Source organism: Pseudomonas thermotolerans DSM 14292, assembly GCF_000364625.1.
Lineage (GTDB): Bacteria > Pseudomonadota > Gammaproteobacteria > Pseudomonadales > Pseudomonadaceae > Aquipseudomonas > Aquipseudomonas thermotolerans.
The window spans coordinates 53,488-79,825 of the sequence record NZ_KB822613.1 but is presented as its reverse complement, the minus strand read 5'-3'; the positions used below and the strand labels follow the sequence as shown (position 1 = coordinate 79,825).

The following is a 26,338-nucleotide window of genomic DNA, read 5'->3' as shown; positions in this document are numbered from 1 at the left end:
AAGCAAGCCCCTCACCCGAATGGATGAGGGGCTTTTTCGTCAGCGCTGGACCGTGGTGCTGGCCAGTTTCGGCTGGCGGTAAAGCTCGACCAGCACCTGGTCGAGGATGGAGGTCGCGCCCCAGGGCCGCTGGTCGTTGAGGATGGCCACCACGGCCCAGGTGTGGCCGTTGACGTCGCGGCTGTAGCCGGCGATGGCGCGCACGGTATTCAGCGTGCCGGTCTTGATATGGGCCTGACCGGCCAGCGGGGTGCGCGCCAGGCGCTTGCGCATGGTGCCGTCGGTCGCCACCAGCGGCAGGGAGCTGATGAATTCCGCGGCATAGGGGCTGTGCCAGGCGCTCTGCAGCAGGGTGAGCATTTCCCGGGCGCTGATCCGTTCGGCGCGGGACAGCCCGGAGCCGTTCTCCATCACCAGATGCGGTGCGGTGATGCCCTTGCGGGCCAGCCACTGGCGGATCACCCGCTGGGCGGCCTTGGCGTCGTCGGCATCGGCAGAGGTGCGGAACTGGGCGCCGAGGCTGAGGAACAGCTGCCGGCACATGGTGTTGTTACTGTACTTGTTGATGTCGCGGATGATCTCCGCCAGGTCCGGCGAGAAGGTGCGGGCCAGCAGGCGGGCGTTCTTCGGCACCTCGGCGACCCTGTCGCCGCCCTGGATGCTGCCGCCCAGCTCCTGCCAGATCGCCCGCACGGCACCGGCGGCGTAGGCGGGGTGGTCGAGCAGTGAGATATAGGTCTGCGCGCTGCAGCCTTCCGGCAGCTTGCCGGTGACCACCAGGGTGGCGCCCGAGCCGTCGGCGTTGTTCACCGGGTTGAAGCGCACGTCCGGCCAGCCCGGACACTTGGCGGCGGGCAGCGCCTTGATCTGGTTGTCGATGGTCACGTTGGTCAGCGGCGGATCCATGAACACGCTGACCTTGCCGTCCGCGGTACGGGTGACCAGGCGCACGGCCTTGAGGTTGACGAGCAGGGAGTCTGGGGTGACCAGGAAGGGGCGGTGCGGGTCGCCGCCGTCGTCGTTGAACATCGGCAGCTGCGGCTGGATGAAGTGGCTGCGGTCCAGCACCAGGTCGCCGGTGATCCTCTGCACGCCGTTGGCGCGCAGGTCGCGCATCATCAGCCAGAGCTTCTCCAGGTTCAGCTTGGGATCGCCGCCGCCCTTGAGGTAGAGGTTGCCATTCAGCACGCCGTCCTTCAGCGGGCCGTCGGCATAGAACTCGGTCTTCCACTGGTAGGCGGGACCGAGCAGCTCCAGGGCTGCGTAGGTGGTGACCAGCTTCATGGTGGATGCCGGGTTCATCGACACGTCGGCATTGACCAGGGTTGGGGTGCCGGGGCCGGTGAGCGGCAGGGTCGCTACCGCCAGCGAGTGGCTGTTGATCTTGCTCTTCTGCAGGGCCTTCTGGATGCTGGCCGGCAGGGCGGTGTTCACGGGACTGGCGGTAACGGGCAGGGCAAGAGGCAGCAGCAGGCCCACGAGGGCGAAGCGTCGAAGCATCTGGATCATGGAAGTAGTAAGCCTTCGCTCGTGCGTTCGAGTAGGTGACGAATGAGGATGCGGTTACAAGGATGTGAATTCGTTCGCATTATGCCCCAAGCCCGCCGGCATTGCCCCGTCGCAAGTTCACGACTGCTCGGACTTCGAGACGGGCAGTCCCGCCCGGCCGAGGTGCTGGCGCAGGCCGTGCATCAGCAGGGCGACCAGCATCGCCAGGGTGACGCCTAGCAGGCTGTTGAACAGGCGGGCCTGCGGTTGGTCCCAGTCCACGGCGAGGCTTTCCGAGAGCAGCACGAAGCACAGCGTGCACTGCAGGACGAACAGGCCGTAGCGATGGGCCTGGAAGGTGCGGCAGAAGAAGATCAGCGGCAACAGGGTCGCGACCATCTGCGCCGGGCTCTGCAGGCCGTAGCCGAGCAGGATCGACAGCAGCGCCCCGCACAGGCCGGCCATGCTGGCCTGCAGGGTGTGGACCAGGCTGTCCTGCAGCTCGATCTGCAGGCTGCAGATCACCAGCAGGGACAGCCAGTAGCCGTGCGCCAGCTGGCCGAGCGTGATCGCCAGGCCGGCCAGTGCCAGGGCCAGGCTGCAGCCCAGGGCGTGCAGCAGCCACTGGCGGCGCGGCAGCCTCCGGGCATGTCGGCGTAGCGCCCGCAGCAGGCCGGGCAGGCGCGGCATGCGTGGCCACATGCGCAGACCGTGAGCGCCGCGCAGGCCGAAGGCCAGCAGCATCACCCAGAGTGCGCCGAGGATGAACAGCGTACCCACTGCCGCGGGGTTGTGCAGCTGGCCGGTGCCGTACTGGCTTTGTCCGAGCACCAGGCAGATCGCCAGGCCGACGCCCAGCTTGCCGGCCTCGTTGCCGAAGCGCTGCAGCCAGGCGAGAAGCAGTCCGAAGACGGCGAACAGGCCGAGGCTGAGCAGTGGATGGCTGCCGCTCCAGTAGCCGAGGCCGGCGCTCAGCGCGCCCAGGCCTGTGAGCAGCAGCATGCGCAGCATGCCGAAGCGCTGCAGGGGATCGGCCTGGGAAGCCTGGAAGGCGCCGTAGGCCGCCACCAGGAAGCCGCTGTGTCCGGTGGTCAGCCCTAGCGACAGCGGCAGGGCGCAGCCGAGCGTGGCCACCACACCGGCTCCCCAGGCGGGCGAGCCGGCATGCCAGCGAAAGATCCGGTACGGGAAAGATCGCATGTTCGCAGCCCCGTCGGGATCAGCCCGCGCTTGAACGGCCGGTCATCTCCCGGGCCATCTCGGTGGCGTAGCTGTCGGTCATTCCGGCGATGAAGTCGATCACCCGCAGGAACGCCTGGTGCAGCGGCCATTCCGGCGCCGGGGCGTTGTTACCGAGCAGGTCGAGGATGCGCCTGTGCTTGAAGGACGGCGTGCGTCCGCCGTACTGCTCCAGGGCCGCGCCGCAGAAGGCGTTGAGGAGGATTTCCAGGGTGGTGTAGGCGCCGATCTCGTGGAGGGTCTTGCGCTTGTCCTGGAAGATCTTCTCCCGGGCGATGGCCTTGGCGCCCAGCACGCAGCGCTTGGCCGGGCCGTGCATGTGCTCGACCAGGTCGCCGCTCAGGGTGCCGGCGAGCAGGGCCGGCTGCTGATCGACGAAGGCCCGCGCGGCGGCGTTGGTCAGGTGCTCGATGGCCTTGCCGCGGAGGATCGCCAGCTTGCGCCGCCGCGAGTCGCGCGGACCGAGCTGGCGGTAGGTTTCCGGCAGGTCGTCGCCCACCAGGTCGAGCAGCAGCGCCTCCACCTCCTGGTAGTCGAGCAGCTCCATCTCCAGGCCGTCTTCCAGATCGATCAGGCCGTAGCAGATGTCATCCGCCGCCTCCATCAGGTAGACCAGCGGATGCCGCGCCCAGCGCTCCTCCTCCAGCGGCGGCAGGCCGAGTCTGCCGGCGATCTGCTCGAGCAGCGGCAGCTCGCTGCGGTAGGCGCCGAACTTGTGCTTCTTGTAGCCCAGCGCCTGGGCGTGGCGGGAGCTCCAGGGGTACTTGAGGTAGGCGCCGAGGGTGGCGTAGGTCAGGCGCATGCCGCCGTCGAACTGGTGGTATTCCAGCTGGGTGAGCACCCGCAGGCCCTGGGCGTTGCCTTCGAAGTTGAGGAAGTCGGCGCGCTCGTCGTCGCTCATGGCGTCCAGCCAGCCGCGGTCGGCGGCTTGCTGGAACCAGTAGCGGATGGCGTCTTCGCCGGAATGCCCGAACGGCGGATTGCCGATGTCGTGGGCCAGGCAGGCGGACTGCACCACCACGCCGAGGTCGCCCGGGCTACACCAGTCGGGCAGGGTGTCGCGGAGCATCTCGCCGACCCTCATGCCCAGGGAGCGGCCGACGCAGCCCACCTCCAGGGAGTGGGTCAGACGGGTGTGGATGTGGTCGTTGCTGGTGACCGGATGCACCTGGGTCTTGCGGCCCAGACGGCGGAAGGCGCCGGAGAAGATGATGCGGTCGTGGTCCTTGTGGAAGGGGCTTCGCCCCAGCTCCTCGGTGCTGTGCACCGGTTTGCCGAGCCGTTCGCGGGTGAGCAGGGTATGCCAATCCAAGGCTTGTCCTCGCCAGTCAGTGGCCTGGTCCGATACCGGGCCGTTCCATTTGAAGCCTGATGCTGCGGGCGTCCTGAAGAAGGGTAGCCTGCCCCTGCCGGGACATCCCTCCTAGTCCCTCACCGCCCGGTACAGCTTGCCGGCCAGGGTCACCAGGCTGAGTGCCAGGGCGCCGGCCAGGACGCCGACGACGGCGCCGAGCACTCCAGGGGTGAGCCACTCCAGTGCCGGGCCGAGGCCGCCGAGTTCGCCGGTCGCCCGAGCCAGGTCCTCGATGTCGTGATGCAGGACCGGCAGGCCGTGGACGATGATGCCCCCGCCGACCATGAACATGGCGATGGTACCGAGCACCGAGAGGCTTTTCATCAGATAGGGGGCGGCGCTCAGGATGCCCTGGCCGAGGGCGCGCAGCACGCCACCCTGGCGGCTCAGGTAGAGCCCGGCGTCGTCCAGCTTGACGATGCCGGCGACCAGTCCGTAGACCCCGCCGGTCATCAGCAGGGCGATGCCGGCGAGCACCAGCACCTGCTGCGGGAAGGGCGCGCCGGCCACCGCGCCCAGGGTGATGGCGATGATCTCCGCGGAGAGGATGAGGTCGGTGCGTACCGCGCCGGCGATCTTGGCCTTCTCCAGGGCCAGCAGATCCGCCTGCGGGTCGCTGAGCGCGGCGAGCAGCTCGGCATGCTCGCGGGCATCCTCTTCCGCGGAGTGCAGGAAGCGGTGGGCGAGCTTCTCGAAGCCTTCGTAGCAGAGAAAGGCGCCGCCGAGCATCAGCAGCGGCGTTACCGCCCAGGGGGCGAGGGCGCTGATCAGCAGGGCGGCTGGCACCAGGATCAGCTTGTTGCGCAGCGACCCCTTGGCAACCGCCCAGACCACCGGCAGTTCGCGGTCGGCCCTGACGCCGACCACCTGCTGGGCGTTCAGCGCCAGGTCGTCGCCGAGCACCCCGGCGGTCTTCTTCGCCGCCATCTTGGTCATCAGCGAGACATCGTCGAGCACGCTGGCGATGTCGTCGAGCAGTGCGAGCAGACTGGTTCCGGCCATCGGGCTTCCTTACTTGCCTGGGACGATGTCCTGCAAGCGTTGGGGATGGCGCCCGAAAAGTAAATGAGCGGATGAGGAAAACCCGACAAGACTCCCGCGCGCCGACCGGCGCGTAGCCCTAGGCACCTTGCAGTCCGGCCGCCTCGATGTCGATGAGCAGCAGGCGCCGGCCCTCGTCGATGAACTGTCCGGCGGTCATGCAGTACTGGTTGCTGGTGGCGTCGCGATAGGTGCTGGAGAGGATCAGGCGGCGTTCCTCGCGGCTCTCGGCGAGCAGTTGGTAGAAGTAGGGCCGCCACGACCAGTTGTGCCCGAGGTAGCGGTAGTCCTCCTGCCAGCTGCCGTCGCGCCGGTCCAGGTTGGGAGTGATCTGGGTGCCGCTGCGGTCGCACTGGTAGATGCGCAGCAGCCAGGGGTACTGGTTCGGCGCCGGCAGTTCCTCGTGCCGGTAGCCCCGTTCGACCCAGATCCTGAGCTGGCTCATCAGCTCCGCCAGTTGCCGACGCAGGTGCAGCAGCCGGGTGCGCTCGGCGAGCTTGCGTTGCACGTAGCGCTCGCGCAGCCTCGAGAAGCATTCGACGAAGGTGTCGGCCGGGAAGAACTCCAGCTCGGGTCTGGCGAACAGGTAGCCCTGTACGTAGCGGGCGCCGCATTCCAGGGCGAAGTCCAGCTCGGCCTCGGTTTCCACGCCTTCGGCGATGATCCAGCAGCCGGTCTTTTCCGCCATCTGCGCCAGGGCCCGCACCACTTCGCTGCTCGGCCCGCCCCGGGCCGCGGCCTGGAACAGGCGCATGTCCAGCTTGAGGATGTCCGGCTGCAGGGCCAGCACGCGGTCGAGCTGCGAATAGCCGGCGCCGAAATCGTCGATGGCAACACGCGCGCCGACCTCGCGGTAGCGCTCGACCACCTCAGGCAGGCGCTGACTGCCGCCGCTCAGCTCGGTGATCTCGAAGACCACCCGCTGCGCCGCCACCTCGGTGCGTTTCAGCTGCTTGAGGCTCGGCAGTGGCTGCTGGGGGCGCAGGCGGCCGATCCAGCGTGGCGAGATGTTCAGGCTCAGGAACCAGTCGGCCGGCGCTTCGTGCAGGCGACGCAGGGCCTCCTCGCGGATCTGCCGGTCCAGGCGGCGCAGGGCACCGACGGGGATCTTGGGATCGGCGAACAGCGGGCCGACGGAGAGTAGTTGGCCATCGGGCAGGCGAATCCGACCGAGGGCCTCGACCCCGGCGATCAGGCCGGTGGCGGTATCGATGAAGGGCTGGAAGCAGACAACGGGCTGCCCATCTATCACGGCGGCATCCTTGGGCTGGGTGAGTGTCCCCGTGCCGGGCAGTTCCAGCCCGTCATCTGGGCGCGGGTCGAAACTGCTGGCTCGAGACCGTCGAAATCGCTCGACGGCTCAAGCACTTAGCAAGATTGCGGCCAGCTGTCAGGAAGAAGCCGGCGGTTTGCCGTCAGTTGGGCTGGAAGAACGGCGCAGGGCCAGGCTCAGCACGGGATAGAGCAGGGTGCCTAGGCGGATCAGGCGCAACAGTCCCCGGCGTCTGCCGGTCAGGAATCCCAGCGCGGCCAGTGCGGCAATGCCCCATGCTGGTGCGCGATCGAGCCCCAGGGTGCCGGACAGGTTGCTGGTGAAGCCACGGGCTCTGCGCAGGGGCTGCAGCAGTTGCTGCGACTCGTGACGGATCTCCTGGCGGTGCATTTCCATGCGCAGGCGCAGGATGGCCTTGCGCATGTCGCGGCGACTGGCGTTCGGAGGCAGTTCGGGCAGGTTCATGGCAGCAGGTGCTCCCGGTCGCGTGCCAGTTCCTCGAGGGTGGCGCTGAAGGGGGAGGATTCGTCGTTCACCGCGGCGCGCAGGCGCAGGGCACAGTAGGCGGCGGCGATGGCGTAGAACAGGCACAGGCCGATCATCGCCGGGACCCGGTAGGGGGTGTCCCAGAGGGTCACGATCAGCAGCCCGGACAGCCCGACGATCAGCAGCAGGCCGAAGATCAGCGCGAAGCCGGCGAACAGCAGCAGGCGCAGGGTACGGGCCTTCTGTTCCTGCAGCTCGATGCCGAACAGCTCGATGTGGTTGCCGAGCAGCCCCAGGAAGGCGGCCCCCAGGCGCCGTGGCGAGGAGCCCTGGCCTTCCTTGGAGGAGGTATCCATGGCGTCGCTCATGGTCACCGCCGCGCGCTGAGCAGGCCCAACAGGAAGCCGACGCCGGCGGCGATGCCCAGGGCATGCCAGGGGTGCTCGGCGACGTAGGCTTCGGTGCTGTCGAGCGCTTCCCGGCCGCGGCTCAGCATGGCCTGCTCGGCGCCCTGCAGGGTTTCCCGGGCGCGCTTCAGCTTGTCGTGCACCTGCGCGCGCATCGCCTCGGCTTCGGCACCGGCCAGCTCGGCGGTGTCCTGCAGCAGTTTTTCCGTATCCGCGACCAGAGCCTTGAATTCGGCCAGGAGCGCGTCCTGTTGGGATGTCGCTGTGTTGCGAGGCATGGCGGTAGCTTCCTTGTGGTTGAAGAATGAAGTTATGAGTCTAGTGCCTTTCGAATGGTTCCTAGTATGACTTCTGGTCTGGGAGCGGGGCCCCGGCGTGCCCGGGCCGGTGGATTGTCAGGCACTGGCCCAGGCTGGTGAGCCGGATTGTCGCGGCGAGTCGTTTTGGGGCTTCTTGCCGCCTGCTTCCGGGTAGAAGAACGCCGCGCTCCTGACCGGCAGCGCGGCGTTCATCGCTGAGCGGCCTTGCACCGCCCGGTGTTTCAGCGTGACGCGCTTACCACAGCGGCACGGTGTAGCTGACGATCAGGCGGTTCTCGTCCAGGTCGTTGCCGAAGTTGGAGCGGTAGGTCGCGTTGCGCCAGCGCAGGCCGAGGTTCTTCAACGGGCCTTCCTGGAACACGTAGGCGATGTCGGTGTTGCGTTCCCATTCCTTGCCTTCGGAAACGCCCGCGCCACGGTCGATGTCGTCGCCGGTGACGTAGCGGGTCATGAAGGTCAGGCCGGGGATGCCCAGGGCGGCGAAGTTGTAGTCGTAGCGAGCCTGCCAGGAGCGTTCGTCCTTGTTGGCGAAGTCGCCGATCTGGATGTAGTTGACCAGGTAGGGGTCGGTGCCGTTGATGTAGGCGAAGCCGGTGTCGCCGCTCATGTCCTGGAAGCCGAGGCCGAAGGCATGGGAGCCGAGGCTGTAGGTGAACATGGCGTTGAACGCCTTGTTGTCGACATTGCTGGTGCCGTCATCGGTGGAGCGCGCCCAGCGGATGTCCGACTTCAGCGACTGCTTCTCGGCGATCGGCCAGGTGTGGACCAGGCTCAGGTAATGCTGCTTGTAGAACTCGTCCAGCTTGCCGAAGTGGTAGCTGGTGCTCAGTTGGTCGTTCCACTTGTAGGTGGCGCCAGCGAAGTCGAAGTGGTCCGCGGTGGTGCCGTCGGCGAAGCTGATGCCACGCTGACCGCCACCGGTGATGACCATGTCTTCGTAGTCGGAGGAGTCACGCTGGTTGACCTGGCGCAGGCGGCCGGCGTCGAGGGTCAGGCCGTCGATCTCCATGGAGTTGAGGTGGCCGCCGCTGAAGGTCTGCGGCAGCAGGCGGGCATCGTTGTACTGCACCACCGGCAGTTTGGGCAGCAGGGTGCCGATCTTCAGGGTGCTCTTCGAGGCGCGCAGCTTGGCGGTCAGGCCCAGCTCACCGTATTCGTCCTGGGCTTCGCCGGTTTCCCGGTCGCGCTTGAGCAGGCCGGTACCGCTGCGGCCGGCGCTGGAGTCGAGCTTGACGCCGAGCAGGCCGAGGGCGTCCACCCCGACGCCGATGCTGCCTTCGGTGTAGCCGGACTCGAGGCGCAGCAGGAAGCCTTGAGCCCATTCCTCGGCCTTGGCCTGTGGAGCGCCGTCCTGGCGGAAGTCGCGGTTGAAGTAGAAGTTGCGCAGTTCCAGCGTGCCTTTGCTGTCCTTGATGAACTCCGCTTGGGCGAGCCCCGGAAGGGTGAGAGCGCCCAGCGCGGCCAGGGCCACGGCACGGGCGAGAGGGGAGCTGTTCATTATTGTTGTCTCCTCGTGGATGTGGCAGGCGGTGTGTGACCGTACTGTTACAACTTCTTTACTAAAGCACATGCCGTGAAGTTCGGGCCTTTAGACATTAGTCGGTAGGGATTTTCCGGACGAAACGCGGCAATTGGTCACCCGACCGTCGCGCTGTCCCGGGAGAGGCTCGGTTGCCGGCGGAGGGCTTGTTACACTGCGAGTTTTCCGCACACGAGGTTCGTCCATGCTTCCCGAATGCCAGCTCTTCGGCACCCTGGGTTGTCATCTCTGCGAAGTGGCCGAGGCGCTGCTCATGCCGTTCGTCGAGCACGGCTTGCTGGTCGAGTTGATCGATATCGCCGAGCACGAGGAGTGGGTCGAACGCTACGGCCTGCGGATTCCGGTGCTGCGCCGCTGCGACACCGGGGCCGAGTTGAACTGGCCGTTCGATGCCGAGCAGGTGGTGGAGTTCCTGCGCTGACGGGGTGAATGCGGGCTGACCGGGAGGCGTGGTCAGTCCGGAAAAATCGTGGGCAAAAAGAAACCCGCCATGAGGGCGGGTTTCTTCGATTGGTCGGAGAGACAGGATTCGAACCTGCGACCTTCTCGTCCCGAACGAGACGCGCTACCAGGCTGCGCTACACTCCGTAAGTGGCGACAATGATACCGAAAAACTTTTATTGCACAAGAGGTTATGTGAAATTTTTTTTGCCTCCGGCACCGGCAGCGGAGTCGCCGGAACCGGGGGCGGGCGCGAAGCGCGATCCGTCGCGGCTTCGTGCGGGGCAGGACGCCTTCAGAGCTCCTTCACGGTGCGGACCTGATCCTTGTTGACCCGCACGCGCTTGCCATCCAGCTGCTCGAATTCATAGAAGCCGGACTCCTCGTCGTATTCCGGGGTATCCACCGCCTGGATCTCGCGGCCGTCGTTGAGGGTGATCACCGCGGGCGACGAGCAGCCGGCCAGGATGCCGAGTCCGAGGGCCAGCAGGAAGGCCGGCAGGATTCGTTGGATCATGGTGCTTCTCCTTATCAAGAGATGAATTACCGTTCATCTGACATCAAGAGGTCGCCAGGGTTCAGAAAAAATGTCCGATCAGCGCGCGGCTGCGGCGTTGGCCAGCAGCTCGGGGGTGTTCAGGTTGGCCAGGCGCGGATCGTCCGGTGCACAGTCCAGCGGGATGACGCCGAGCGGCAGGAACACCCGCTGTGGGCTGCGTTCGCCGCGCTGCCAGGCTTCCTCCAGGCTGGCGGAGAGCCTCTTGGGCAGCATGCAGACCAGCGGCTGCCAGTATTTGGCCTGGCGCACCATCACCGCCTGTTCCGGATGCTGCGCGGCAAGACGCGACAGCTCCTTGAGCAGCACGGCATCGATCAGAGGGGCATCGCAGGGCAGCACCAGCAGGTGGTCGTGGCGGGCGGCGGCCAGGCCGGCGCGGATGCCGGCCAGCGGCCCGGGGAAATCGGGGCTGTCGTCCTGCACCAGGCGGTCGGCGTAGGCCGCGTAGCGATCGGTGTTGCGGTTGCAGGAGATGATCAGGTCGTCGGTGAACGGCCGCACCAGGGCGTGCAGGTGGGCGATCAGCGGCCGGCCGCGCCATTCCAGCAGGCCCTTGTCGGCGCCGCCGACGCGTTGGCCGCGGCCGCCGGCGAGGAGCAGCACGGAGCAGGCGGGGAGGCGGACGGGTCGGGGCATGGCGGGGTTCGGGGCCGGTGGTGCGGCTCTGTGATATAACACTGGCCAACCTTCTGCACAATCGGACCATATCCCATGAGCCACAAGGCCGATGCGGTGTTCGTACCGCTCAACATCGCCGTTCTCACCGTCAGCGACACCCGTACCCTGGAAACCGACACCTCCGGCCAGCTGTTCGTCGACCGCCTCACCGCGGCCGGCCACCGCCTCGCCGCGCGGGTGCTGTTGAAGGACGACCTGTACCGGATCCGCGCCCAGGTGGCGACCTGGATCGCCGACGACGAGATCCAGGTGGTGCTGATCACCGGCGGCACCGGCTTCACCGGCCGCGACAGCACCCCGGAGGCAGTGGCCTGCCTGTTCGACAAGCAGGTCGATGGCTTCGGCGAGCTGTTCCGGCAGATCTCGGTGGCCGACATCGGCACCTCCACCATCCAGTCGCGGGCGCTGGCCGGGCTGTCCAACGGTACCCTGGTGTGCTGCCTGCCGGGCTCCACCAATGCCTGTCGCACCGCCTGGGACGGCATCCTCGCCGAGCAGCTGGACGCCCGCCACCGGCCCTGCAACTTCGTCGCCCACCTCAAGCCGGTGGCGCCCTGCGAGTCGCGCGGATGAGTGGCGACGCGCGCCCCGGACTGCTGTCGGTGGAAGCCGCGCTGGCACAGCTGCTGGCGCTGGCGGAGCAGGCGCCGATCCTCGACCGGGAAACCCTGCCGCTGGCCGAGGCCCAGGGCCGGGTGCTGGCCGAGCCGCTGGTGGCTGGCCTCGACCTGCCGCCCTGGCCGAACAGCGCCATGGACGGCTACGCCCTGCGCCTGGCCGACTGGCAGGGCGAGCCGTTGCGCGTCAGCCAGCGCATCCTTGCCGGCCAGGCGCCGGAGCCGCTGGAGCCGGGCAGCTGCGCGCGCATCTTCACCGGCGCGCCGCTGCCGGAAGGCGCCGACTGCGTGGAGATGCAGGAGAACACCGAGGTGCTGGCGGACGGCCGAGTGCGCTTCCTCGCGCCCCTGAAGGCCGGCCAGAACGTGCGCCCGCGTGGCCAGGAAGCCCGTCTCGGCGAGCAGGTGCTGGATGCTGGCACCCGTCTCGGGCCGGTGCAGCTGGGCCTGTGCGCCTCGCTGGGAGCGGCGCGGCTGGTGGTGCGCCGCAGGCCGCGGGTGGCGGTGCTGTCCACCGGTGACGAGCTGGTGGAGCCAGGCCAGCCGCTCGGTCCCGGGCAGATCTACAACAGCAACCGTCGCCTGCTGGGCAGCTGGCTGGAGCGGCTCGGCTGCACGGTGGTGGATGCCGGCATCCTGCCCGACGACCTGGCACGCACCCGCGCCCGCCTCGCCGAGCTGGGCGATGTCGACCTGATCCTGTCTTCCGGCGGGGTATCGGTGGGCGAGGCGGACTTCCTTGGCAAGGTGCTGCGGGAGGAGGGCGAGCTGATGCTTTGGAAGCTGGCGATCAAGCCCGGCAAGCCGCTGACTGTCGGCCACTACCAGAGCGTGCCGGTGATCGGCCTACCCGGCAATCCGGCCTCCACCCTGGTGACCTTCGCCCTGTTGGCGCGGCCCTACCTGCTGCGTCGCCTGGGCGTGGCCAAGGTCACGCCGCTGCGCTTCCCGGTGCCTGCCGGCTTCGCCTGGAACAGGGCGGGCAGCCGCCGCGAGTACCTGCGCGCGCGCTTTGAGCTGGGACGGGCGGTGCTCTATCCCAACCAGAGCTCCGGGGTGCTGCGCAGTGTGTCCTGGGCCGACGGGCTGGTGGAGATCCCCGAGGGCCGCACCCTGGTCGAGGGCGAGCCGGTGGACTTCATTCCGCTCAGCGAACTGCTGGTGTAGCGCTCCCCGCGGGCGGCACGGCGCCGCGCTGCCGCTCGCGGAACTCCCCCGGAGTCATGCCGGTCCAGCCCTTGAAGCTGCGGTGGAAGGAGCGTGACTCGCTGAAGCCCAGGTACTGGGCGATGTCCTGCACGGCCAGTTCGCTGCGGGTCAGGTAGTGCTCGGCGAGCTCGCGGCGCAGCTCGTCGAGGATCTGCTGGTAGCTGATGCCGGCCTGCTGCAGGTGGCGCTGCAGGGTGCGCACCGTCATGCCGAAGCGCTCAGCGACCTTTTCCTTGCGTGGCAGGCCTTCCTTGAGCAGCAGGCGCAGGGTGTTCCTCACGCGGCGTGGCAGCGGTTCGTCGTCGTCCAGCTCGGCCATGAGCGCCAGGGCATGTTCCTCCAGGGTGCGCAGCAGGTTGGGATCGGCCTGGCGCAGTGGGATGTCCAGGAACTCCAGAGGCACCAGTAGGGCGCTCACCGGCTGGGCGAAGCGCACCGGGCAGCCGAACACGGTTTCGTAGTCGGCCTGCGTGGTACCGGCCGGGCGCTGGTGTTCGAGCCACACCTCGCGGGGCGAGCGCTGCATGTCGGCGATCCAGCGGGCGTAGCAAAGCCAGGAAGCCAGGACGTTCTCCACCATGTGGCGGCGGATCTCCGGGGTTTCATGGCGACAGTGCCAGATCAGCCGGACATGGTCGGCGGCCGGCTCGATGCGGCTGGTGCCCATGTCGCCCACCAGCTTCTCGTAGGGCGCGATGCGGCTCATGGCCTCGCCCAGGGTGGCGCAGTTCATGGTGATGTAGCCGAGCACGCTCCAGGAGCCGGGCTGCACGAACTCGGCGGCGTGCAGGCCGAACAGCGGGTCGCCGGAGGCAGCGATCAGATGACCGAGTAGTCGCTCGTGGGTTTCGCTGGGCAGACGCCGGCCATTGTCGCGCAGGTCGTCGCGTTCCAGGCCGGCGGCGGCGAGGGCGGCCTCCAGGTCCAGCCCCTGGCGTTCGGCCAGGCGCAGGTATTTCCGCAGGGCGGGGACGGCGGTGTAACCCAGGGCTTGCATGCTTGTCGTTGTTTTGATTGGCGACTCGGGGGGGCTCGATTCGACAGTGACCGCACGCGGCGGCTGGCTAGTATAGGCAGCTAAAAATCCTGGGGAGAATGCTATGCGGCGCTGGAACGCTTGGGGAGCTGCCGGCGGCATCCTCGGCCTGGAATCGGTGTCGGTCGGCGCCCGGCTGCGCTTCAGCGTTCGTCCCGCGGCGCTCCGCGTGCACCTGCCGGTCGACTCGCCGCTGCTCGGCCAGTGACGGATTCCGATGCGTGGCACGAGTCTGCTGATGTCTTTATGCCATTATGTGCCGCGCTTCAGTTTTCGCCGACGCCGGCCGATATATGTCCATATCCCCCGCAGCGTCAGTTTCAGCTAAGGAGTAGACGATGGCCGGCATTCTCGACACGGTGGACCAGCGCACCCAGCTGGTGGGCGAAAACCGCCTGGAAATCCTCATGTTCCGCCTGGCGGGCCGCCAGCTGTTCGCGATCAACGTGTTCAAGGTGCAGGAAGTGCTGCACATGCCGCGCCTGACCCTGATGCCCCATCGCCATCCCCATGTCTGCGGGGTGGTCACCTTGCGCGGCCAGACCTTGCCGGTCATCGACCTGTCGCGGGCCATCGGCCTGCGTCCGCAGGAGGCAAACGAGCGCAGCACCATCATCGTCACCGAGTACAACCGGTCGGTGCAGGCCTTCCTGGTCAGCGGCGTGGAGCGCATCCTCAACCTCAACTGGGAATCCATCCTGCCGCCCCCTGGCGGTGCAGGGCGCCACCACTACCTGACCGCCATCACTCGGGTCGATGACCAACTGGTGGAAATCATCGACGTGGAGAAGGTCCTGGCCGAGATCGTCCCCTACGACACCCGGCTGTCTGGCGAGCGTCTCAGCGATCCGCTGTTGGAGGCCGCGCGTGGCCGCGAGGTGCTGCTGGTGGACGACTCCAGCGTGGGTCTGGCGCAGCTGCGCGACACTCTGAGCCAGCTGGGTTTGAAGATGCACACCGCCACCGACGGTCTCAAGGCGCTGAACATGCTCAAGGCCTGGGCAGACAGCGGCGAGCGGGTCTGCGACCGGCTGCTGATGGTCTTTACCGACGCGGAAATGCCGGAGATGGACGGCTACCGGCTGACCACAGAGATCCGCCACGACCCGCGCCTGCGCGATCTCTACGTGGTGTTGCACACCTCGCTGTCCGGCAGCTTCAACCAGGCGATGGTGAAGAAGGTGGGCTGCGACAATTTCCTCTCCAAGTTTCAGCCGGAAGGCCTGGTGGACGTCGTCCTCGACCGCCTGCGCCGCGATCAGCCCGCCTCTTCTTGAGTTGCGGGGGGCGGCTTCCGTATAACGGCAACCTCTTTTCCTCCGTCAGGACGCAGGCCATGATCCGACTCTCCGCGCTCTACCGTTTCCCGCTCAAGTCCGGCATGGCCGAGCCCCTGGAGGCGGCCCGTCTGGACGAGCTGGGGCTGGCCGGCGACCGCCGCTGGATGGTGGTGGATGCCGAGACCGGGCGCTTCCAGTCGCAACGCGCGCTGCCGCAGATGGGACGGATTCTCGCCCGGGAGAACGCTGCCGGCGGCCTGACCCTGCAGGCGCCAGGCATGCCGCGTCTGGAAGTGCCGCTGCCGGTGGACGGCACATTGCGCGGGGTGACCGTGTGGCGTGACAGCCTGCGGGTGCCGGATTCCGGCGATGCGGCGGCGGCCTGGCTCAGCGAACTGCTCGGCAAGCCCTTGCGCCTAGTCCATGTGCCGGCCGAGCGGGCCCGTCAGGTGGATACCGGCTACGGGCTGCCGGGTGAGAAGGTGGGCTTCGCCGACGGTTTTCCGCTGCTGCTGATCGGCCAGGCGTCCCTCGACGACCTCTCGGCGCGGGTCGGCCGGCCGCTGGAGATGCTGCGATTTCGTCCCAACTTGGTGGTGGAGGGCAGCGCGCCCTATGCCGAGGATGGCTGGAAGCGCATCCGCATCGGCTCTACAGAATTTCGCGTGGTCAAGGGCTGCAGCCGCTGCATCCTGACCACCATCGACCCGGCCACCGGCGAGCGCAGCCCCGACCGCGAGCCGCTGGCCACCCTGCAGACCTACCGTGCGCGCGAGGGTGAGGTGTACTTCGGTCAGAACCTGATCCACCAGGGGCAGGGCGAGCTGCGCCTCGGCATGGCCGTGGAAGTGCTGGAATAGGGCGACGCCAGGGTTCATCCGGGGATGCGTGCATCCCCGGCACGTAGGATCAGAGACCGTCGAAGTAGCGCTCGTGCCACTCCACCAGCGGCTGCGGGGCGTTGAGCTTCTGGCCGTAGATCACCGCGTAGGTCAGCACGTTCTGCACGTACTGGCGGGTCTCATCGAAGGGAATGCTTTCCACCCAGACGTCGTAGCTCAGGTGGCTGGCGCCGCGCAGCCACTGGCGCACGCGGCCGGGGCCGGCGTTGTAGGCGGCCGAGGCAAGGATGCGGTTGCCGTTGAACTGGCCGTGCACCTGGCTCAGGTAGGCGGCACCGAGCTGGATGTTCTTCTCCGGAGCCAGCACCTGCTGCGGCGAGCTGAGCGGAATTCTGAAGCGTCGTGCGGTCTCCTTGGCGGTGGCCGGCATCAGCTGCATCAGGCCGAGGGCGCCGGCACCGGAGCGGGCGTCGGCCATGAAGGCGCTCTCCTGGCGGGTGATGGCGAACACCCAGCTGGAGTGCAGGCCGCGGTTGCGCGCCTCGCGCTGAAGGATCGACTGGTAGGCCATGGGGAAGCGCACCTCCAGGTCGTCCCAGTACTGGGCCTGGCTGATCGAGCGGATGGCCGGGAAGTACCAGTCCATCTCGTAGGCCAGACGCGCCTGGGCGACCAGCTCCTCGCGGTCGAACAGGCGGCTGACGTGGTACCACTCGCGGCGGGCGTCGACGATCTCGCCGCGGGCGTAAAACTCCAGGGCACGGCGGATGCCGGCGGTACTGCGCACCCGCTGCACCACCTTGGGATCCAGGGCCAGGGGCTTGTGGTTGAGGCGGTAGGGGGTCTTGATCTGATCGGCGGCCATGAAGCCGTAGAAGTCACGCTCCCGGGCCACCGGCTGGTAGAGGGCGATCGGTTCCCGGCTGTTGGGCTGGGCCAGCTGCAGGCTGCGCGCCTGCCAGTAGCGCCAGCGGCTGGTGTCGGCGAGCTCTGTGGGCAGTTGGCGGCTCAGCTGGTAGGCGTCGTTCCAGCGGCCGAGGCGCAGCAGCAGGCGCATGCGCCATTCGCTGACGGTGTTGTCGCGTAGCTCCGGATCGTACTCGGCCATCACCGGCAGGGCGCGGGCATCGAAGCGTCGCGCCAAGGTCAGGCCGATCTCCCGGGCGATGGCTACCTTCTCCTCGGCGGAGAAGGGCATGCGCTTGCTGTAGAGGTCGAGCAGGCCGAGGGCCTTCTCCGGATCCTGACGGGCCAGGCGGCGCAGGCCGAGACCCACCACGTCGGCCATGGCCTGGGTGGCCGGGGCGAAACGGGCGGTCTGACTGAGCAGCTGCGGCTTCTGGGCCACCTCCACCAGCAGCTGGCCTTCCACTGCGCGGGTCGCCAGGCCCTTGGCCAGGTAGCTGGCCAGTCCGTAGTTGCGGGCCTCGGCGGCCAGCTTGGCGCGTTGCCAGCGCTTTTCCTCGGTGAGCAGGCCGTGGCTGCTCCACATGCGGAACAGGGTGTCGCAGGCTTCCGGCTGGGATTTGCCGACCAGCCAGAGCTTCTCGGCGGTGGCGTTACCCTCTTCGATCAGACCGTGGCTGAGCTGGTACTGGCCGTACAGGCAGTCCAGCTCGGTGAAGTTCATCTGCGGGTCGTAATAGTCGAGGAAGGTCTTCCAGTCGCCGCGCTCGGCCAACCAGCGCAGCCAGCGCAGCTTCATCCAGTTGATCTGTGGCAGGTCGCCGTGCTCGGTGAGGAACTTCTCGATCTCCGCGTTGCTGGCGGTCTTCAGCCGGGCGGTCAGCTCGTCGTAGGCCAGGTGCGGCTCCAGGGGGTAGTCGGCGAGCGCCGCGGCATAGCGCCGGTAGGGGCCGGCGTCGCCCTTGGCCAGGGCGCGCTTGGCTTCGGTGTAGTACAGGCGTTGCTGGGCCAGACTGGCGGCCTGGACGCTGGTGACGGCCAGGGCGGAGGAGAGGGTGAAGCAGGACAGCAGGAGGAGCAGGCGACCGCGCATGGGACTTCCGGAAATTCAGACAGGCGACTGAGGGATGCACGGTTGTCGGGCATCGCTGGTGACTAGCTTAGCCGTTGCCCGGACCCGGAGGAAGCACCGTTGCGCGCCTGGCAATCCCCGAAAAAACAGCTGGTTGCGGCCGTCGGCGAGCGGTGGAAGGACCAATGGAGGCGTGGCTTCGGGTAGAATCCGCCTCCTGTTTCCGGAGGCATCCATGACCCTGCTCAAGTTCACCGACGTATCCCTGGCCTACGGCGCCATGCCCTTGCTGGACCGGGTGTCCTGGCAGATTGCTCGTGGCGAACGGGTCTGCATCATCGGCCGCAACGGCACCGGCAAGTCCAGTCTGCTGCGTCTGGTCAAGGGCGACCAGCAAGCCGACGACGGCGAGATCTGGCGCGCGCCCGGGCTAAAGATCGGCGAACTGCCCCAGGAGCTGCCGGCCGCCGACCAGCGCACGGTGTTCGACGTGGTGGCCGAGGGCTTGGCCGAGGTGGGCGCGCTGCTCGCCGAATACCACCACCTGAGCCAGCACATCCGCTCCGACGACGACCTGGCCAAGCTGACCCGCGTCCAGCAGGCCCTCGAGGCTCGCGACGGCTGGCGTCTGCAGCAGTTGGTGGAAAGCATCCTGAGCCGCCTGCAGCTGCCGGCCGACAAAATCCTGGCCGAGCTTTCCGGAGGCTGGCGGCGGCGCGTGCTGCTGGCCCAGGCGCTGGTCTCCGAGCCGGACCTGCTGCTCCTCGACGAGCCGACCAACCACCTGGACATCGGTGCCATCGCCTGGCTGGAGGAGGCGCTGCTCGGCTTCAACGGTGCGGTGCTGTTCATCACCCACGACCGTGCCTTCCTGCAGAACCTGGCGACCCGTATCCTCGAGCTGGACCGCGGCCACCTGATCGACTGGAACGGTGACTACGCCAGCTTTCTGGTCCACAAGGAACAGCAGCTGGCTGCCGAGGAAGCCGCCAACGCTCTGTTCGACAAGAAGCTGGCCCAGGAAGAGGCCTGGATCCGCCAGGGCATCAAGGCCCGTCGCACCCGCAACGAGGGCCGCGTGCGCGCTCTCAAGGCGATGCGCATGGAGCGCGCCGAGCGTCGCGAGCGGCAGGGCAAGGCCAGTATCCAGCTGGAGGCTGCGGAGAAGTCCGGCAAGCAGGTGATCGTCGCCGAGCACGTCAGCTTCGCCCACCCGGGCGGCCCCAAGCTGATCGACGACTTCTCCCTGATCCTCCAGCGCGGCGACCGTATCGGCCTGCTCGGCGCCAACGGGTCCGGCAAGACCACCCTGCTCAAGCTGTTGCTCGGCGAGCTGCAGCCGACTGAGGGGCGCATCGAGATCGGCACGCGACTGGAAGTGGCTTATTTCGACCAGTTGCGTCACCAGCTGGAACCCGAGAAGACGGTGATCGACAACATTGCCGAGGGCCGCGACTTCATCAGCATCAATGGCCAGAACCGTCACGTGCTCAGCTATCTCGGCGATTTCCTGTTCAGTCCGCAGCGTGCCCGTACCCCGGTCAAGGCGCTGTCCGGCGGCGAACGGGCACGCCTGTTGCTCGCCAAGCTGTTCAGCAAGCCGGCCAACCTGCTGGTGCTGGACGAGCCGACCAACGATCTGGACGTGGAAACCCTCGAATTGCTGGAAGAAGTCCTGCTGGAGTTCCCCGGTACCGTACTGATGGTCAGCCACGACCGGGCCTTCCTCGACAACGTGGTGACCAGCACCCTGGTGTTCGAAGGCCGGGGCCGGGTGCGCGAGTACGTCGGCGGCTATCAGGACTGGCTGCGCCAGGGCGGTTCGCCGAGCCTCCTCGGGGTGGTCGAAGAAAAGGTCGAGAAGCCCGAGAAACCGGCCGCTGCGCCCGCTCCGGCCGGGGCCGAAAGCGCCGCCAAGGAGCAGCCCGCGAAGAAGAAGCTCAGCTACAAGCTGCAGCGCGAGCTGGAAGCGCTGCCGGGGCTGATCGAGGAACAGGAGGCGAAGATCGCCGCGCTGAATGCCGAGGTCACCGATCCGGCCTTCTACCAGCGGCCGGCCAGCGAGACCGCCGCCGCGCTGCAGCGCCTGCAGGAGCTGCAGGAGGAGCTGGACGCCATGCTCGAGCGCTGGGCCGAACTGGAAGGTTGAGGAGACGGGGAATGGCCATCGAGTACCGCATCAGCCTGGGCGGCGATTACGAGTTCAATTACCGCATCGAGCTGGAGCGCGTCTACGACCGCGAGCGGATCCCCGCCGCACCGGCCTGGACGCGTTTGGAGTACCAGCAGTGCAGCAACTGTCCGCTCGGCCGCGAGGAGTACAGTCACTGCCCGGCGGCCCTCGACCTGCACCGGGTGATCGAGGACTTTCGCGGTCTGCCGGCCTTCCAGCGCGCCAGCGTCTGGGTGCGCACCCCGGAGCGTGACTACCACAAGGAAACCGGTCTGGAGGAGGGGCTGCGTGCGCTGCTTGGAGTGATCATGGCCACCAGCGCCTGCCCGATGCTTGCCAAGCTCAAGCCCATGGCCCACAACCACCTGCCGTTCGCCAGCAACCAGGAGTTCGTGCTGCGCGCGGTGTCCCTGTACCTGGCGCGGCAGTACTTCAACCTGCGCGAGGGGCGCCGCCCGGACTGGGAGCTGAAGGGCCTGGTGCGGGTGTTCCAGCAGCTGCAACTGGTCAACCAGGCGTTCTGGCAGCGGATTCACGACACCTGCGAGGGCGACTCGAACCTCAAGGCCTTCCTGACCTTCTTCTCGATGTCCTCGAGCATCACCTATTCACTGGAGACGCAGCTGCAGAAGATCCGCCCGCTGGTGATGAGCGCCGGCGAATCCCTGGAATGATCCGTTTCAGTCGGGCGGCTGCGCTCCGGGGGCACTGGAGCGCAGCCGTGCGGCCGTCACTCGGGTTTCTTCAGGCGTACGGCCAGGACATCGCAGGGTGCGCCATGCAGCACGTCGTTGGCCGTGGAGCCGAGCAGCAGGGCCAGGCCGTGGCGGCCGTGGCTGCCGACGATGACCAGGTCGCAGCCCTGTTCGGAGGCCAGGCGGTGGATTTCCTGGCGCGGTTGGCCGTAGACCAGGTGGCGGTTGTCCGGGGTCAGCTCGGGGTAGCGTCCGGCGAAGCTGTCCAGGCGTTCGCGGGCCTGATCGAACTGCTGCTGCTGGAGCAGCGACAGGTCCATGGGCACGTCGCCGCCGAAGGCCATCGCCATGGGTTCGATGACGTGCACCAGCGACAGCCGCGCGCCGGTGGCCTGGGCCAGGGCCTGGGCGCGCTCCATCAGCGGGTGGCATTCCTCGGAAAGGTCGGTCGCGACCAGAATGTGCCGATAGGTCATGGAAGTTCCTCGAAAGGTGGGTCGTTGCATTCAAGTATGGCCATCATCGCCGCCCTGAACAGTCTTTTGCCAGCGGAATTCCCCCGATGGCCCCATGGATAATCCTCGCGCTGCTCTTTCTGCTGCTCAGCCCGCTGGTCTGGCTGCGCCCCTCGGCGCGGCAGAACGCGCGCATGAACCTGCGCCTGGAGGCGCGACGCATGGGCCTGGCCATGCACCTGGCGCGGCAGGACTGGCCGCACTGGATGCCCGGCCCGCCGCCCAGCCCCTGCCCGCAGTACTCCCGGGCGCGCCGCAGCGGCCACGCCGACGCCTGGTGCTACTGGCAGCCGGAAGCCGGCCGCTGGGTGAGCCAGTGGGGCGAGCCCTGCACGGATGAGACCTTGGCCCAGCACCTGGCCAGCCTGCCGGCGGATGTCTACAAGATCGAGGCGGATCGCCAGATGATCGCCCTCTACTGGGGCGAACGGGGCGACGCCGAAACCCTGCGCCGCATCGCCGCGCTGCTCGACGCACTGGCTTGATCGACCCCGGAGGAGCGGGCAGTTGCAGGCCCGCCGTGAGTGCCCTCAGAGGTTGGCGACCGCGTACTGCTGTGCAACCGTTTCCAGTTCCTCGATGATGCTGTCCGAGTACTTGTTGACCAGGAATGGGACGCTGTTCTGGTTGTAGTTCCGCAGGGACTTTTCGATGTAGCGCCACTTGGTGCTGACGCTATCCAGGTCCCGGGCGATCTGCGGGCTGTTCTGCGGCGCCTTCGTCATGCGTTCCAGTTGCCCGGCGAACTCCCGGGCCAGTTCATCGATCGGCCGCACAGACTCCGGGTTGCCGAAGAAGGAGCCGCCCACCGAGGCGCTGCGCGAGGCGTAGTCCACCGCGATGGCCTGCATCAGCAGGCTCTGCGCGCGGCTCTGCTGGGTCAGTGGCGGCACCGGCTTGCCGCTTTCCTGCTGGATCCGCTCGTACAGCTCGCCACTCAGCTCCATCAGCTGCTGGTTGCGCTCGGCCAGGTCGGCGATCAGCTGCAGCTCCGGATAGCCCCGGTTGCGGATCTGGCCGATCAGCACGTTGAGAGCGGACTCGTAGCCCGCCCATTGCTCGTCCAGACGTTCGCGCAGGGCGCGCGAGGCGTCGCCGGGCATGGCGCCGATCTGCTGCAGGTAGCCATGGGCCGCCTGCAGGGCTTCGTCGATCTTCTGCGCATAGCGCTGATCGCCCTCCATGCCGTTGAACATGTAGAAGTCGCCCAGGGTCTTCTGGGCTGCGAGGCGTAGCTGGTGCAGCCTGTGGAGGTCTTCGCCGGTGTCGGCGTTGGCAGTGGGGGAGAAATACAGGAACAGGGCGACCAGCGTGAGAGCCAGCAGACGTCTTGTCATGGGTACAACTCCGCATCCCTAGCAGGGAATTCTTATTGTTATCCGCCGTGGCTCGGCGTTCTTGTACGAATGTACCCGTGAGATTTCGTGACCGCAATCGACAAATTCGTCACGTCTCGTCCAGAGTCCCATCGACGGGACTGATGGCGGCTCATCAGCCTGGCGGTTTTCCTTTCCCCGGCAGTTCGCCAACGGTCAAGATTGACAATCACGAGCTTTTCCCCGAAGGTGTGCGCACCCAAATCAAACGGGCGTATGAAATGAGCGTTTGCCAGTCGGGAGCGCTCGCCTTCATCGGCGTCCGAATATCGCGTCGGCGGGTGTGCCGGGGTAATGGGACTATTCTCGAAGGCTCTGCGTCGGGATTTTCCGTTGCCTACGGCGTCTGACGTGTAACAAGTCCAGCTTCCATACCGTGGAGATCAGTTGATGATTTACGAAGGTAAAGCCATCACGGTTAAGGCTCTTGAGAGCGGCATCGTCGAATTGAACTTCGACCTCAAGGGTGAGTCCGTCAACAAATTCAACCGCCTGACCCTGACCGAGCTCCGCCAGTCGGTGGACGCCATCAAGGCCGACGGTTCGATCAAGGGCGTGATCGTCACCAGCGGCAAGGACGTGTTCATCGTCGGCGCCGACATCACCGAGTTCACCGACAACTTCAAGCTGCCCGACGAAGAGCTGGTGGCCGGCAACCTCGAAGCCAACCGGATCTTCTGCGACTTCGAAGACCTGCCGGTGCCGACCGTGGCGGCCATCAACGGCATCGCCCTGGGTGGCGGCCTGGAGATGTGCCTGGCGGCCGACTACCGGGTGATGAGCGAGAGCGCCAAGATTGGCTTGCCGGAAGTCAAGCTGGGCATCTACCCGGGCTTCGGCGGCACCGTGCGCCTGCCGCGCCTGATCGGCGTGGACAACGCCGTCGAGTGGATCGCCTCCGGCAAGGAGAACAAGGCCGAGGAAGCCCTGAAAGTGGGCGCAGTGGACGCCGTGGTCAAGCCCGAGAAGCTCAAGGACGCAGCTCTGGATCTGATCAAGCGCGCCATCGCCGGCGAGCTGGACTACAAGGCCAAGCGCCAGCCGAAGTTGGAGAAGCTCAAGCTCAACGCCATCGAGCAGATGATGGCCTTCGAGACCGCCAAGGGCTTCGTCGCCGGCAAGGCCGGTCCCAACTACCCGGCTCCGGTGGAAGCCATCAAGACCATCCAGAAGGCCGCCAACTTCGGCCGTGACAAGGCGCTGGAAGTCGAGGCCGCCGGCTTCGTCAAGCTGGCCAAGACCTCGGTCGCCGAGAGCCTGATCGGCCTGTTCCTCAACGACCAGGAGCTGAAGAAGAAAGCCAAGCGCTACGACGAGGTGGCCCGCGACGTGAAGCAGGCCGCCGTGCTCGGCGCCGGCATCATGGGCGGCGGCATCGCCTACCAGTCCGCGGTCAAGGGCACCCCGATCCTCATGAAGGATATCCGCGAAGAAGGTATCCAGATGGGTCTCAACGAAGCGGCCAAGCTGCTCGGCAAGCGTGTCGAGAAGGGCCGTCTGACCCCGGCCAAGATGGCCGAGGCCCTCAACGCCATCCGCCCGACCATGTCCTATGGCGACTTCGGCAACGTCGACATCGTGGTCGAGGCCGTGGTCGAGAATCCGAAGGTCAAGCACGCCGTGCTGGCCGAAGTGGAAGGCGTGGTCCGCGAGGACACCATCCTGGCTTCTAACACCTCGACCATCTCCATCAGCTACCTGGCTCAGGCCCTGAAGCGTCCGGAGAACTTCGTCGGCATGCACTTCTTCAACCCGGTGCACATGATGCCGCTGGTGGAAGTGATCCGCGGCGAGAAGACCAGCGAAGCCGCCATCGCCACCACCGTGGCCTACGCCAAGAAGATGGGCAAGACCCCGATCGTGGTCAACGACTGCCCGGGCTTCCTGGTCAACCGCGTGCTGTTCCCGTACTTCGGCGGCTTCGCCAAGCTGGTCAGCGCCGGCGTCGACTTCGTGCGCATCGACAAGGTCATGGAGAAATTCGGCTGGCCCATGGGCCCGGCCTACCTGATGGACGTGGTCGGCATCGACACCGCCCACCATGCCCGCGATGTGATGGCCGAAGGCTTCCCGGAGCGCATGAAGGAAGACCGCAAGACCGCCGTCGATGCGCTGTACGAGGCCAACCGCCTGGGGCAGAAGAACGGCAAGGGCTTCTACGCCTACGAAACCGACAAGCGCGGCAAGCCGAAGAAGGTCGCCGACGCCTCCGTGCAGGAAGTGCTGGCGCCGATCGTCTACGAGCAGCGTGAAGTCACCGACGAGGACATCATCAACTTCATGATGATCCCGCTGTGCCTGGAAACCGTGCGCTGCCTGGAAGATGGCATCGTCGAGAGCGCCGCCGAGGCCGACATGGGCCTGATCTACGGCATCGGCTTCCCGCCCTTCCGCGGCGGTGCGCTGCGCTACATCGACTCCATCGGGGTCGCCGAGTTCGTCGCGCTGGCCGACAAGTACGCCGACCTGGGCCCGCTGTACCACCCGACCGCCAAGCTTCGCGAAATGGCCAAGAACGGCCAGAAGTTTTTCGGCTAATTGAGCGAGAGTGAAGATTATGAGCCTTAATCCCAGAGATGCAGTCATTGTCGATTTCGGCCGCACCCCGATGGGTCGCTCCAAGGGTGGCATGCACCGCAACACCCGCGCCGAAAACATGTCCGCCTACCTGATCCGCAAGCTCCTGGAGCGTAACCCGAAGATCGACCCGGCCGAAGTCGAGGACGTGATCTGGGGCTGCGTGAACCAGACCCTGGAGCAGGGCTGGAACATCGCCCGCATGGCCTCGCTGATGACCCAGATCCCGCACACCAGCGCGGCGCAGACCGTCAGCCGCCTGTGTGGTTCCTCCATGAGCGCTCTGCACACCGCGGTGCAGGCCATCCAGACCGGCAACGGCGACGTCTTCGTGGTCGGCGGCGTGGAGCACATGGGCCACGTCGGCATGATGCACGGTGTCGATCCGAACCCGCACCTGTCCCTGTACGCCGCCAAGGCCTCGGGGATGATGGGCCTGACCGCAGAAATGCTCGGCAAGATGCATGGCATCACCCGCGAGCAGCAGGACCAGTTCGGCTACCGTTCCCACCAGCTGGCCTGGAAGGCCACCCAGGAAGGCAAGTTCAAGGACGAGATCATCCCGATGGAGGGCTACGACGAGAACGGCTTCCTGAAGGTGTTCGACTACGACGAGACCATCCGCCCGGATACCACCCTGGAAGGCCTGGCCGAACTGAAGCCGGCGTTCAACCCGAAAGGCGGTACCGTGACCGCGGGGACCTCCTCGCAGATCACCGACGGCGCCTCCTGCATGATCGTGATGAGCGCCCAGCGCGCCCAGGACCTGGGCATCCAGCCGCTGGCCAAGGTACGCGCCATGGCTGTGGCCGGCGTCGACCCGGCGATCATGGGCTACGGCCCGGTGCCGTCCACCCAGAAGGCCCTCAAGCGTGCCGGCCTGACCATGGATGACATCGATCACGTGGAGCTGAACGAAGCCTTCGCTGCCCAGGCCCTGCCGGTGCTGAAGGACCTCAAGCTGCTCGACAAGATGGACCAGAAGGTCAACCTGCACGGCGGCGCCATCGCCCTGGGCCACCCGTTCGGTTGTTCCGGGGTGCGCATTTCCGGCACTCTGCTGAACGTGATGAAGCAGAATGGCGGCACCCTCGGCGTGGCCACCATGTGCATCGGCCTCGGCCAGGGCATCACCACCATCTTCGAACGCGTCTGACGCGCCAGGAGAGGGGAAGACCGGGGCCTAGCGCCCCGGTTTTCGTTTTTCACCACCC

26 protein-coding genes and 1 tRNA gene are annotated in these 26,338 nt (G+C 66.9%); 11 read left to right on the top strand and 16 right to left on the bottom strand.

Annotated features, from left to right (window positions below):
* Window positions 1-39: 39 nt before the first annotated feature.
* From dacB to H165_RS0112365, 9 genes are all read right to left on the bottom strand, one after another.
* Window positions 40-1,509 (bottom strand): D-alanyl-D-alanine carboxypeptidase/D-alanyl-D-alanine endopeptidase, encoded by a 1,470-nt coding sequence (dacB, locus tag H165_RS0112405; protein ID WP_017939254.1) that lies wholly within the window; start codon window positions 1,507-1,509, stop codon window positions 40-42.
* 117 nt (window positions 1,510-1,626) lie between these two features.
* Window positions 1,627-2,688, bottom strand: coding sequence for an FUSC family protein (locus H165_RS0112400; RefSeq protein ID WP_026146594.1), 1,062 nt, complete (start codon window positions 2,686-2,688; stop codon window positions 1,627-1,629).
* A gap of 19 nt (window positions 2,689-2,707) precedes the next feature.
* Window positions 2,708-4,039 (bottom strand): deoxyguanosinetriphosphate triphosphohydrolase, encoded by a 1,332-nt coding sequence (locus tag H165_RS0112395; RefSeq protein ID WP_017939252.1) that lies wholly within the window; start codon window positions 4,037-4,039, stop codon window positions 2,708-2,710.
* Between the two features lie 111 nt (window positions 4,040-4,150).
* On the bottom strand, window positions 4,151-5,083 hold the full coding sequence (locus H165_RS0112390) for a DUF808 domain-containing protein (protein ID WP_017939251.1): 933 nt from the start codon (window positions 5,081-5,083) through the stop codon (window positions 4,151-4,153).
* Window positions 5,084-5,201: 118 nt separating this feature from the next.
* On the bottom strand, window positions 5,202-6,374 hold the full coding sequence (locus H165_RS0112385; RefSeq protein ID WP_017939250.1) for an EAL domain-containing protein: 1,173 nt from the start codon (window positions 6,372-6,374) through the stop codon (window positions 5,202-5,204).
* Between the two features lie 138 nt (window positions 6,375-6,512).
* Window positions 6,513-6,860 carry a hypothetical protein gene (locus H165_RS0112380; RefSeq protein WP_017939249.1) on the bottom strand — a complete coding sequence of 116 codons (348 nt, stop codon included), beginning with the start codon at window positions 6,858-6,860 and terminating at the stop codon, window positions 6,513-6,515.
* Window positions 6,857-7,249, bottom strand: a complete 393-nt coding sequence (locus H165_RS0112375) for a phage holin family protein (protein WP_026146593.1) — start codon at window positions 7,247-7,249, stop codon at window positions 6,857-6,859. Before H165_RS0112375 ends, H165_RS0112380 begins: the two co-directional genes overlap by 4 nt.
* 2 nt (window positions 7,250-7,251) lie before the next feature.
* Entirely contained in the window at window positions 7,252-7,566 is a 315-nt protein-coding gene (locus H165_RS0112370) for an ElaB/YgaM/YqjD family protein (RefSeq protein WP_017939247.1), read from the bottom strand.
* Window positions 7,567-7,843: 277 nt separating this feature from the next.
* A complete protein-coding gene (locus tag H165_RS0112365) occupies window positions 7,844-9,106 on the bottom strand; it encodes an OprD family porin (RefSeq protein WP_017939246.1) in 1,263 nt (420 codons plus the stop codon).
* Window positions 9,107-9,332: 226 nt separating this feature from the next.
* On the opposite strand from H165_RS0112365, the gene H165_RS0112360 reads away from it, so the two are divergent.
* Window positions 9,333-9,569, top strand: a complete 237-nt coding sequence (locus H165_RS0112360) for a glutaredoxin family protein (RefSeq protein WP_017939245.1) — start codon at window positions 9,333-9,335, stop codon at window positions 9,567-9,569.
* Between the two features lie 90 nt (window positions 9,570-9,659).
* Here the strand turns inward: H165_RS0112360 and H165_RS0112355 are convergent.
* The 3 genes from H165_RS0112355 to mobA form a co-directional block, all read right to left on the bottom strand.
* Window positions 9,660-9,736: transfer RNA gene (locus H165_RS0112355), tRNA-Pro, on the bottom strand.
* A gap of 148 nt (window positions 9,737-9,884) precedes the next feature.
* Window positions 9,885-10,106 carry a YgdI/YgdR family lipoprotein gene (locus tag H165_RS0112350; RefSeq protein ID WP_017939244.1) on the bottom strand — a complete coding sequence of 74 codons (222 nt, stop codon included), beginning with the start codon at window positions 10,104-10,106 and terminating at the stop codon, window positions 9,885-9,887.
* Between the two features lie 78 nt (window positions 10,107-10,184).
* Window positions 10,185-10,784, bottom strand: coding sequence for a molybdenum cofactor guanylyltransferase MobA (gene mobA / locus H165_RS0112345; RefSeq protein ID WP_017939243.1), 600 nt, complete (start codon window positions 10,782-10,784; stop codon window positions 10,185-10,187).
* A 75-nt stretch (window positions 10,785-10,859) separates the two neighbouring features.
* On the opposite strand from mobA, the gene moaB reads away from it, so the two are divergent.
* Window positions 10,860-11,399: a molybdenum cofactor biosynthesis protein B gene (gene moaB / locus H165_RS0112340; protein WP_017939242.1), complete on the top strand. Its 540-nt coding sequence runs from the start codon at window positions 10,860-10,862 to the stop codon at window positions 11,397-11,399.
* A complete protein-coding gene (locus tag H165_RS0112335) occupies window positions 11,396-12,610 on the top strand; it encodes a molybdopterin molybdotransferase MoeA (RefSeq protein WP_017939241.1) in 1,215 nt (404 codons plus the stop codon). The genes moaB and H165_RS0112335 overlap by 4 nt, the downstream gene beginning before the upstream one ends.
* Here the strand turns inward: H165_RS0112335 and gliR are convergent.
* Window positions 12,591-13,649 carry an AraC family transcriptional regulator GliR gene (gliR, locus tag H165_RS18565; protein ID WP_017939240.1) on the bottom strand — a complete coding sequence of 353 codons (1,059 nt, stop codon included), beginning with the start codon at window positions 13,647-13,649 and terminating at the stop codon, window positions 12,591-12,593. The two genes, H165_RS0112335 and gliR, sit on opposite strands and share 20 nt — an antisense overlap.
* A gap of 103 nt (window positions 13,650-13,752) precedes the next feature.
* On the opposite strand from gliR, the gene H165_RS19595 reads away from it, so the two are divergent.
* From H165_RS19595 to H165_RS0112315, 3 genes are all read left to right on the top strand, one after another.
* Window positions 13,753-13,896 carry a hypothetical protein gene (locus H165_RS19595; protein ID WP_017939239.1) on the top strand — a complete coding sequence of 48 codons (144 nt, stop codon included), beginning with the start codon at window positions 13,753-13,755 and terminating at the stop codon, window positions 13,894-13,896.
* Window positions 13,897-14,026: 130 nt separating this feature from the next.
* On the top strand, window positions 14,027-14,965 hold the full coding sequence (locus tag H165_RS0112320; protein ID WP_017939238.1) for a chemotaxis protein CheV: 939 nt from the start codon (window positions 14,027-14,029) through the stop codon (window positions 14,963-14,965).
* Between the two features lie 59 nt (window positions 14,966-15,024).
* Entirely contained in the window at window positions 15,025-15,828 is an 804-nt protein-coding gene (locus H165_RS0112315; protein ID WP_017939237.1) for an MOSC domain-containing protein, read from the top strand.
* 49 nt (window positions 15,829-15,877) lie between these two features.
* On the opposite strand, the gene H165_RS0112310 is transcribed toward H165_RS0112315, so the two are convergent.
* Window positions 15,878-17,809, bottom strand: a complete 1,932-nt coding sequence (locus H165_RS0112310; protein ID WP_017939236.1) for a transglycosylase SLT domain-containing protein — start codon at window positions 17,807-17,809, stop codon at window positions 15,878-15,880.
* A gap of 214 nt (window positions 17,810-18,023) precedes the next feature.
* On the opposite strand from H165_RS0112310, the gene H165_RS0112305 reads away from it, so the two are divergent.
* Both H165_RS0112305 and H165_RS0112300 read left to right on the top strand, forming a co-directional pair.
* Window positions 18,024-19,937: an ATP-binding cassette domain-containing protein gene (locus H165_RS0112305; protein ID WP_017939235.1), complete on the top strand. Its 1,914-nt coding sequence runs from the start codon at window positions 18,024-18,026 to the stop codon at window positions 19,935-19,937.
* Window positions 19,938-19,948: 11 nt separating this feature from the next.
* The gene (locus H165_RS0112300; protein WP_017939234.1) at window positions 19,949-20,635 is read left to right on the top strand and encodes a DUF6901 family protein; all 687 of its coding nucleotides are present in this window, start codon (window positions 19,949-19,951) and stop codon (window positions 20,633-20,635) included.
* 56 nt (window positions 20,636-20,691) lie between these two features.
* On the opposite strand, the gene H165_RS0112295 is transcribed toward H165_RS0112300, so the two are convergent.
* Window positions 20,692-21,132: a universal stress protein gene (locus tag H165_RS0112295; RefSeq protein ID WP_017939233.1), complete on the bottom strand. Its 441-nt coding sequence runs from the start codon at window positions 21,130-21,132 to the stop codon at window positions 20,692-20,694.
* 86 nt (window positions 21,133-21,218) lie between these two features.
* On the opposite strand from H165_RS0112295, the gene H165_RS0112290 reads away from it, so the two are divergent.
* A complete protein-coding gene (locus H165_RS0112290; RefSeq protein WP_017939232.1) occupies window positions 21,219-21,656 on the top strand; it encodes a hypothetical protein in 438 nt (145 codons plus the stop codon).
* 45 nt (window positions 21,657-21,701) lie between these two features.
* Here H165_RS0112290 and H165_RS0112285 read toward each other — a convergent pair whose 3' ends face one another.
* On the bottom strand, window positions 21,702-22,508 hold the full coding sequence (locus H165_RS0112285; RefSeq protein WP_017939231.1) for a hypothetical protein: 807 nt from the start codon (window positions 22,506-22,508) through the stop codon (window positions 21,702-21,704).
* Between the two features lie 429 nt (window positions 22,509-22,937).
* On the opposite strand from H165_RS0112285, the gene fadB reads away from it, so the two are divergent.
* Together fadB and fadA are read left to right on the top strand one after the other, a co-directional pair.
* The gene (gene fadB, locus H165_RS0112280; RefSeq protein WP_017939230.1) at window positions 22,938-25,085 is read left to right on the top strand and encodes a fatty acid oxidation complex subunit alpha FadB; all 2,148 of its coding nucleotides are present in this window, start codon (window positions 22,938-22,940) and stop codon (window positions 25,083-25,085) included.
* Window positions 25,086-25,104: 19 nt separating this feature from the next.
* A complete protein-coding gene (gene fadA / locus H165_RS0112275; RefSeq protein ID WP_026146592.1) occupies window positions 25,105-26,280 on the top strand; it encodes an acetyl-CoA C-acyltransferase FadA in 1,176 nt (391 codons plus the stop codon).
* The last annotated feature ends 58 nt before the right edge of the window (window positions 26,281-26,338 follow it).

What these genes read in the sequence shown, in the direction of transcription:
- dacB (WP_017939254.1), bottom strand. Translation starts at nt 1,509, where the DNA reads ATGATCCAGATGCTTCGACGCTTCGCCCTCGTGGGCCTGCTGCTGCCT.
- H165_RS0112400 (WP_026146594.1), bottom strand. Translation starts at nt 2,688, where the DNA reads ATGCGATCTTTCCCGTACCGGATCTTTCGCTGGCATGCCGGCTCGCCC.
- H165_RS0112390 (WP_017939251.1), bottom strand. Translation starts at nt 5,083, where the DNA reads ATGGCCGGAACCAGTCTGCTCGCACTGCTCGACGACATCGCCAGCGTG.
- H165_RS0112380 (WP_017939249.1), bottom strand. Translation starts at nt 6,860, where the DNA reads ATGAACCTGCCCGAACTGCCTCCGAACGCCAGTCGCCGCGACATGCGC.
- H165_RS0112375 (WP_026146593.1), bottom strand. Translation starts at nt 7,249, where the DNA reads ATGAGCGACGCCATGGATACCTCCTCCAAGGAAGGCCAGGGCTCCTCG.
- H165_RS0112370 (WP_017939247.1), bottom strand. Translation starts at nt 7,566, where the DNA reads ATGCCTCGCAACACAGCGACATCCCAACAGGACGCGCTCCTGGCCGAA.
- H165_RS0112365 (WP_017939246.1), bottom strand. Translation starts at nt 9,106, where the DNA reads ATGAACAGCTCCCCTCTCGCCCGTGCCGTGGCCCTGGCCGCGCTGGGC.
- H165_RS0112360 (WP_017939245.1), top strand. Translation starts at nt 9,333, where the DNA reads ATGCTTCCCGAATGCCAGCTCTTCGGCACCCTGGGTTGTCATCTCTGC.
- H165_RS0112350 (WP_017939244.1), bottom strand. Translation starts at nt 10,106, where the DNA reads ATGATCCAACGAATCCTGCCGGCCTTCCTGCTGGCCCTCGGACTCGGC.
- mobA (WP_017939243.1), bottom strand. Translation starts at nt 10,784, where the DNA reads ATGCCCCGACCCGTCCGCCTCCCCGCCTGCTCCGTGCTGCTCCTCGCC.
- moaB (WP_017939242.1), top strand. Translation starts at nt 10,860, where the DNA reads ATGAGCCACAAGGCCGATGCGGTGTTCGTACCGCTCAACATCGCCGTT.
- H165_RS0112335 (WP_017939241.1), top strand. Translation starts at nt 11,396, where the DNA reads ATGAGTGGCGACGCGCGCCCCGGACTGCTGTCGGTGGAAGCCGCGCTG.
- gliR (WP_017939240.1), bottom strand. Translation starts at nt 13,649, where the DNA reads ATGCAAGCCCTGGGTTACACCGCCGTCCCCGCCCTGCGGAAATACCTG.
- H165_RS19595 (WP_017939239.1), top strand. Translation starts at nt 13,753, where the DNA reads ATGCGGCGCTGGAACGCTTGGGGAGCTGCCGGCGGCATCCTCGGCCTG.
- H165_RS0112320 (WP_017939238.1), top strand. Translation starts at nt 14,027, where the DNA reads ATGGCCGGCATTCTCGACACGGTGGACCAGCGCACCCAGCTGGTGGGC.
- H165_RS0112315 (WP_017939237.1), top strand. Translation starts at nt 15,025, where the DNA reads ATGATCCGACTCTCCGCGCTCTACCGTTTCCCGCTCAAGTCCGGCATG.
- H165_RS0112310 (WP_017939236.1), bottom strand. Translation starts at nt 17,809, where the DNA reads ATGCGCGGTCGCCTGCTCCTCCTGCTGTCCTGCTTCACCCTCTCCTCC.
- H165_RS0112305 (WP_017939235.1), top strand. Translation starts at nt 18,024, where the DNA reads ATGACCCTGCTCAAGTTCACCGACGTATCCCTGGCCTACGGCGCCATG.
- H165_RS0112300 (WP_017939234.1), top strand. Translation starts at nt 19,949, where the DNA reads ATGGCCATCGAGTACCGCATCAGCCTGGGCGGCGATTACGAGTTCAAT.
- H165_RS0112295 (WP_017939233.1), bottom strand. Translation starts at nt 21,132, where the DNA reads ATGACCTATCGGCACATTCTGGTCGCGACCGACCTTTCCGAGGAATGC.
- H165_RS0112290 (WP_017939232.1), top strand. Translation starts at nt 21,219, where the DNA reads ATGGCCCCATGGATAATCCTCGCGCTGCTCTTTCTGCTGCTCAGCCCG.
- H165_RS0112285 (WP_017939231.1), bottom strand. Translation starts at nt 22,508, where the DNA reads ATGACAAGACGTCTGCTGGCTCTCACGCTGGTCGCCCTGTTCCTGTAT.
- fadB (WP_017939230.1), top strand. Translation starts at nt 22,938, where the DNA reads ATGATTTACGAAGGTAAAGCCATCACGGTTAAGGCTCTTGAGAGCGGC.
- fadA (WP_026146592.1), top strand. Translation starts at nt 25,105, where the DNA reads ATGAGCCTTAATCCCAGAGATGCAGTCATTGTCGATTTCGGCCGCACC.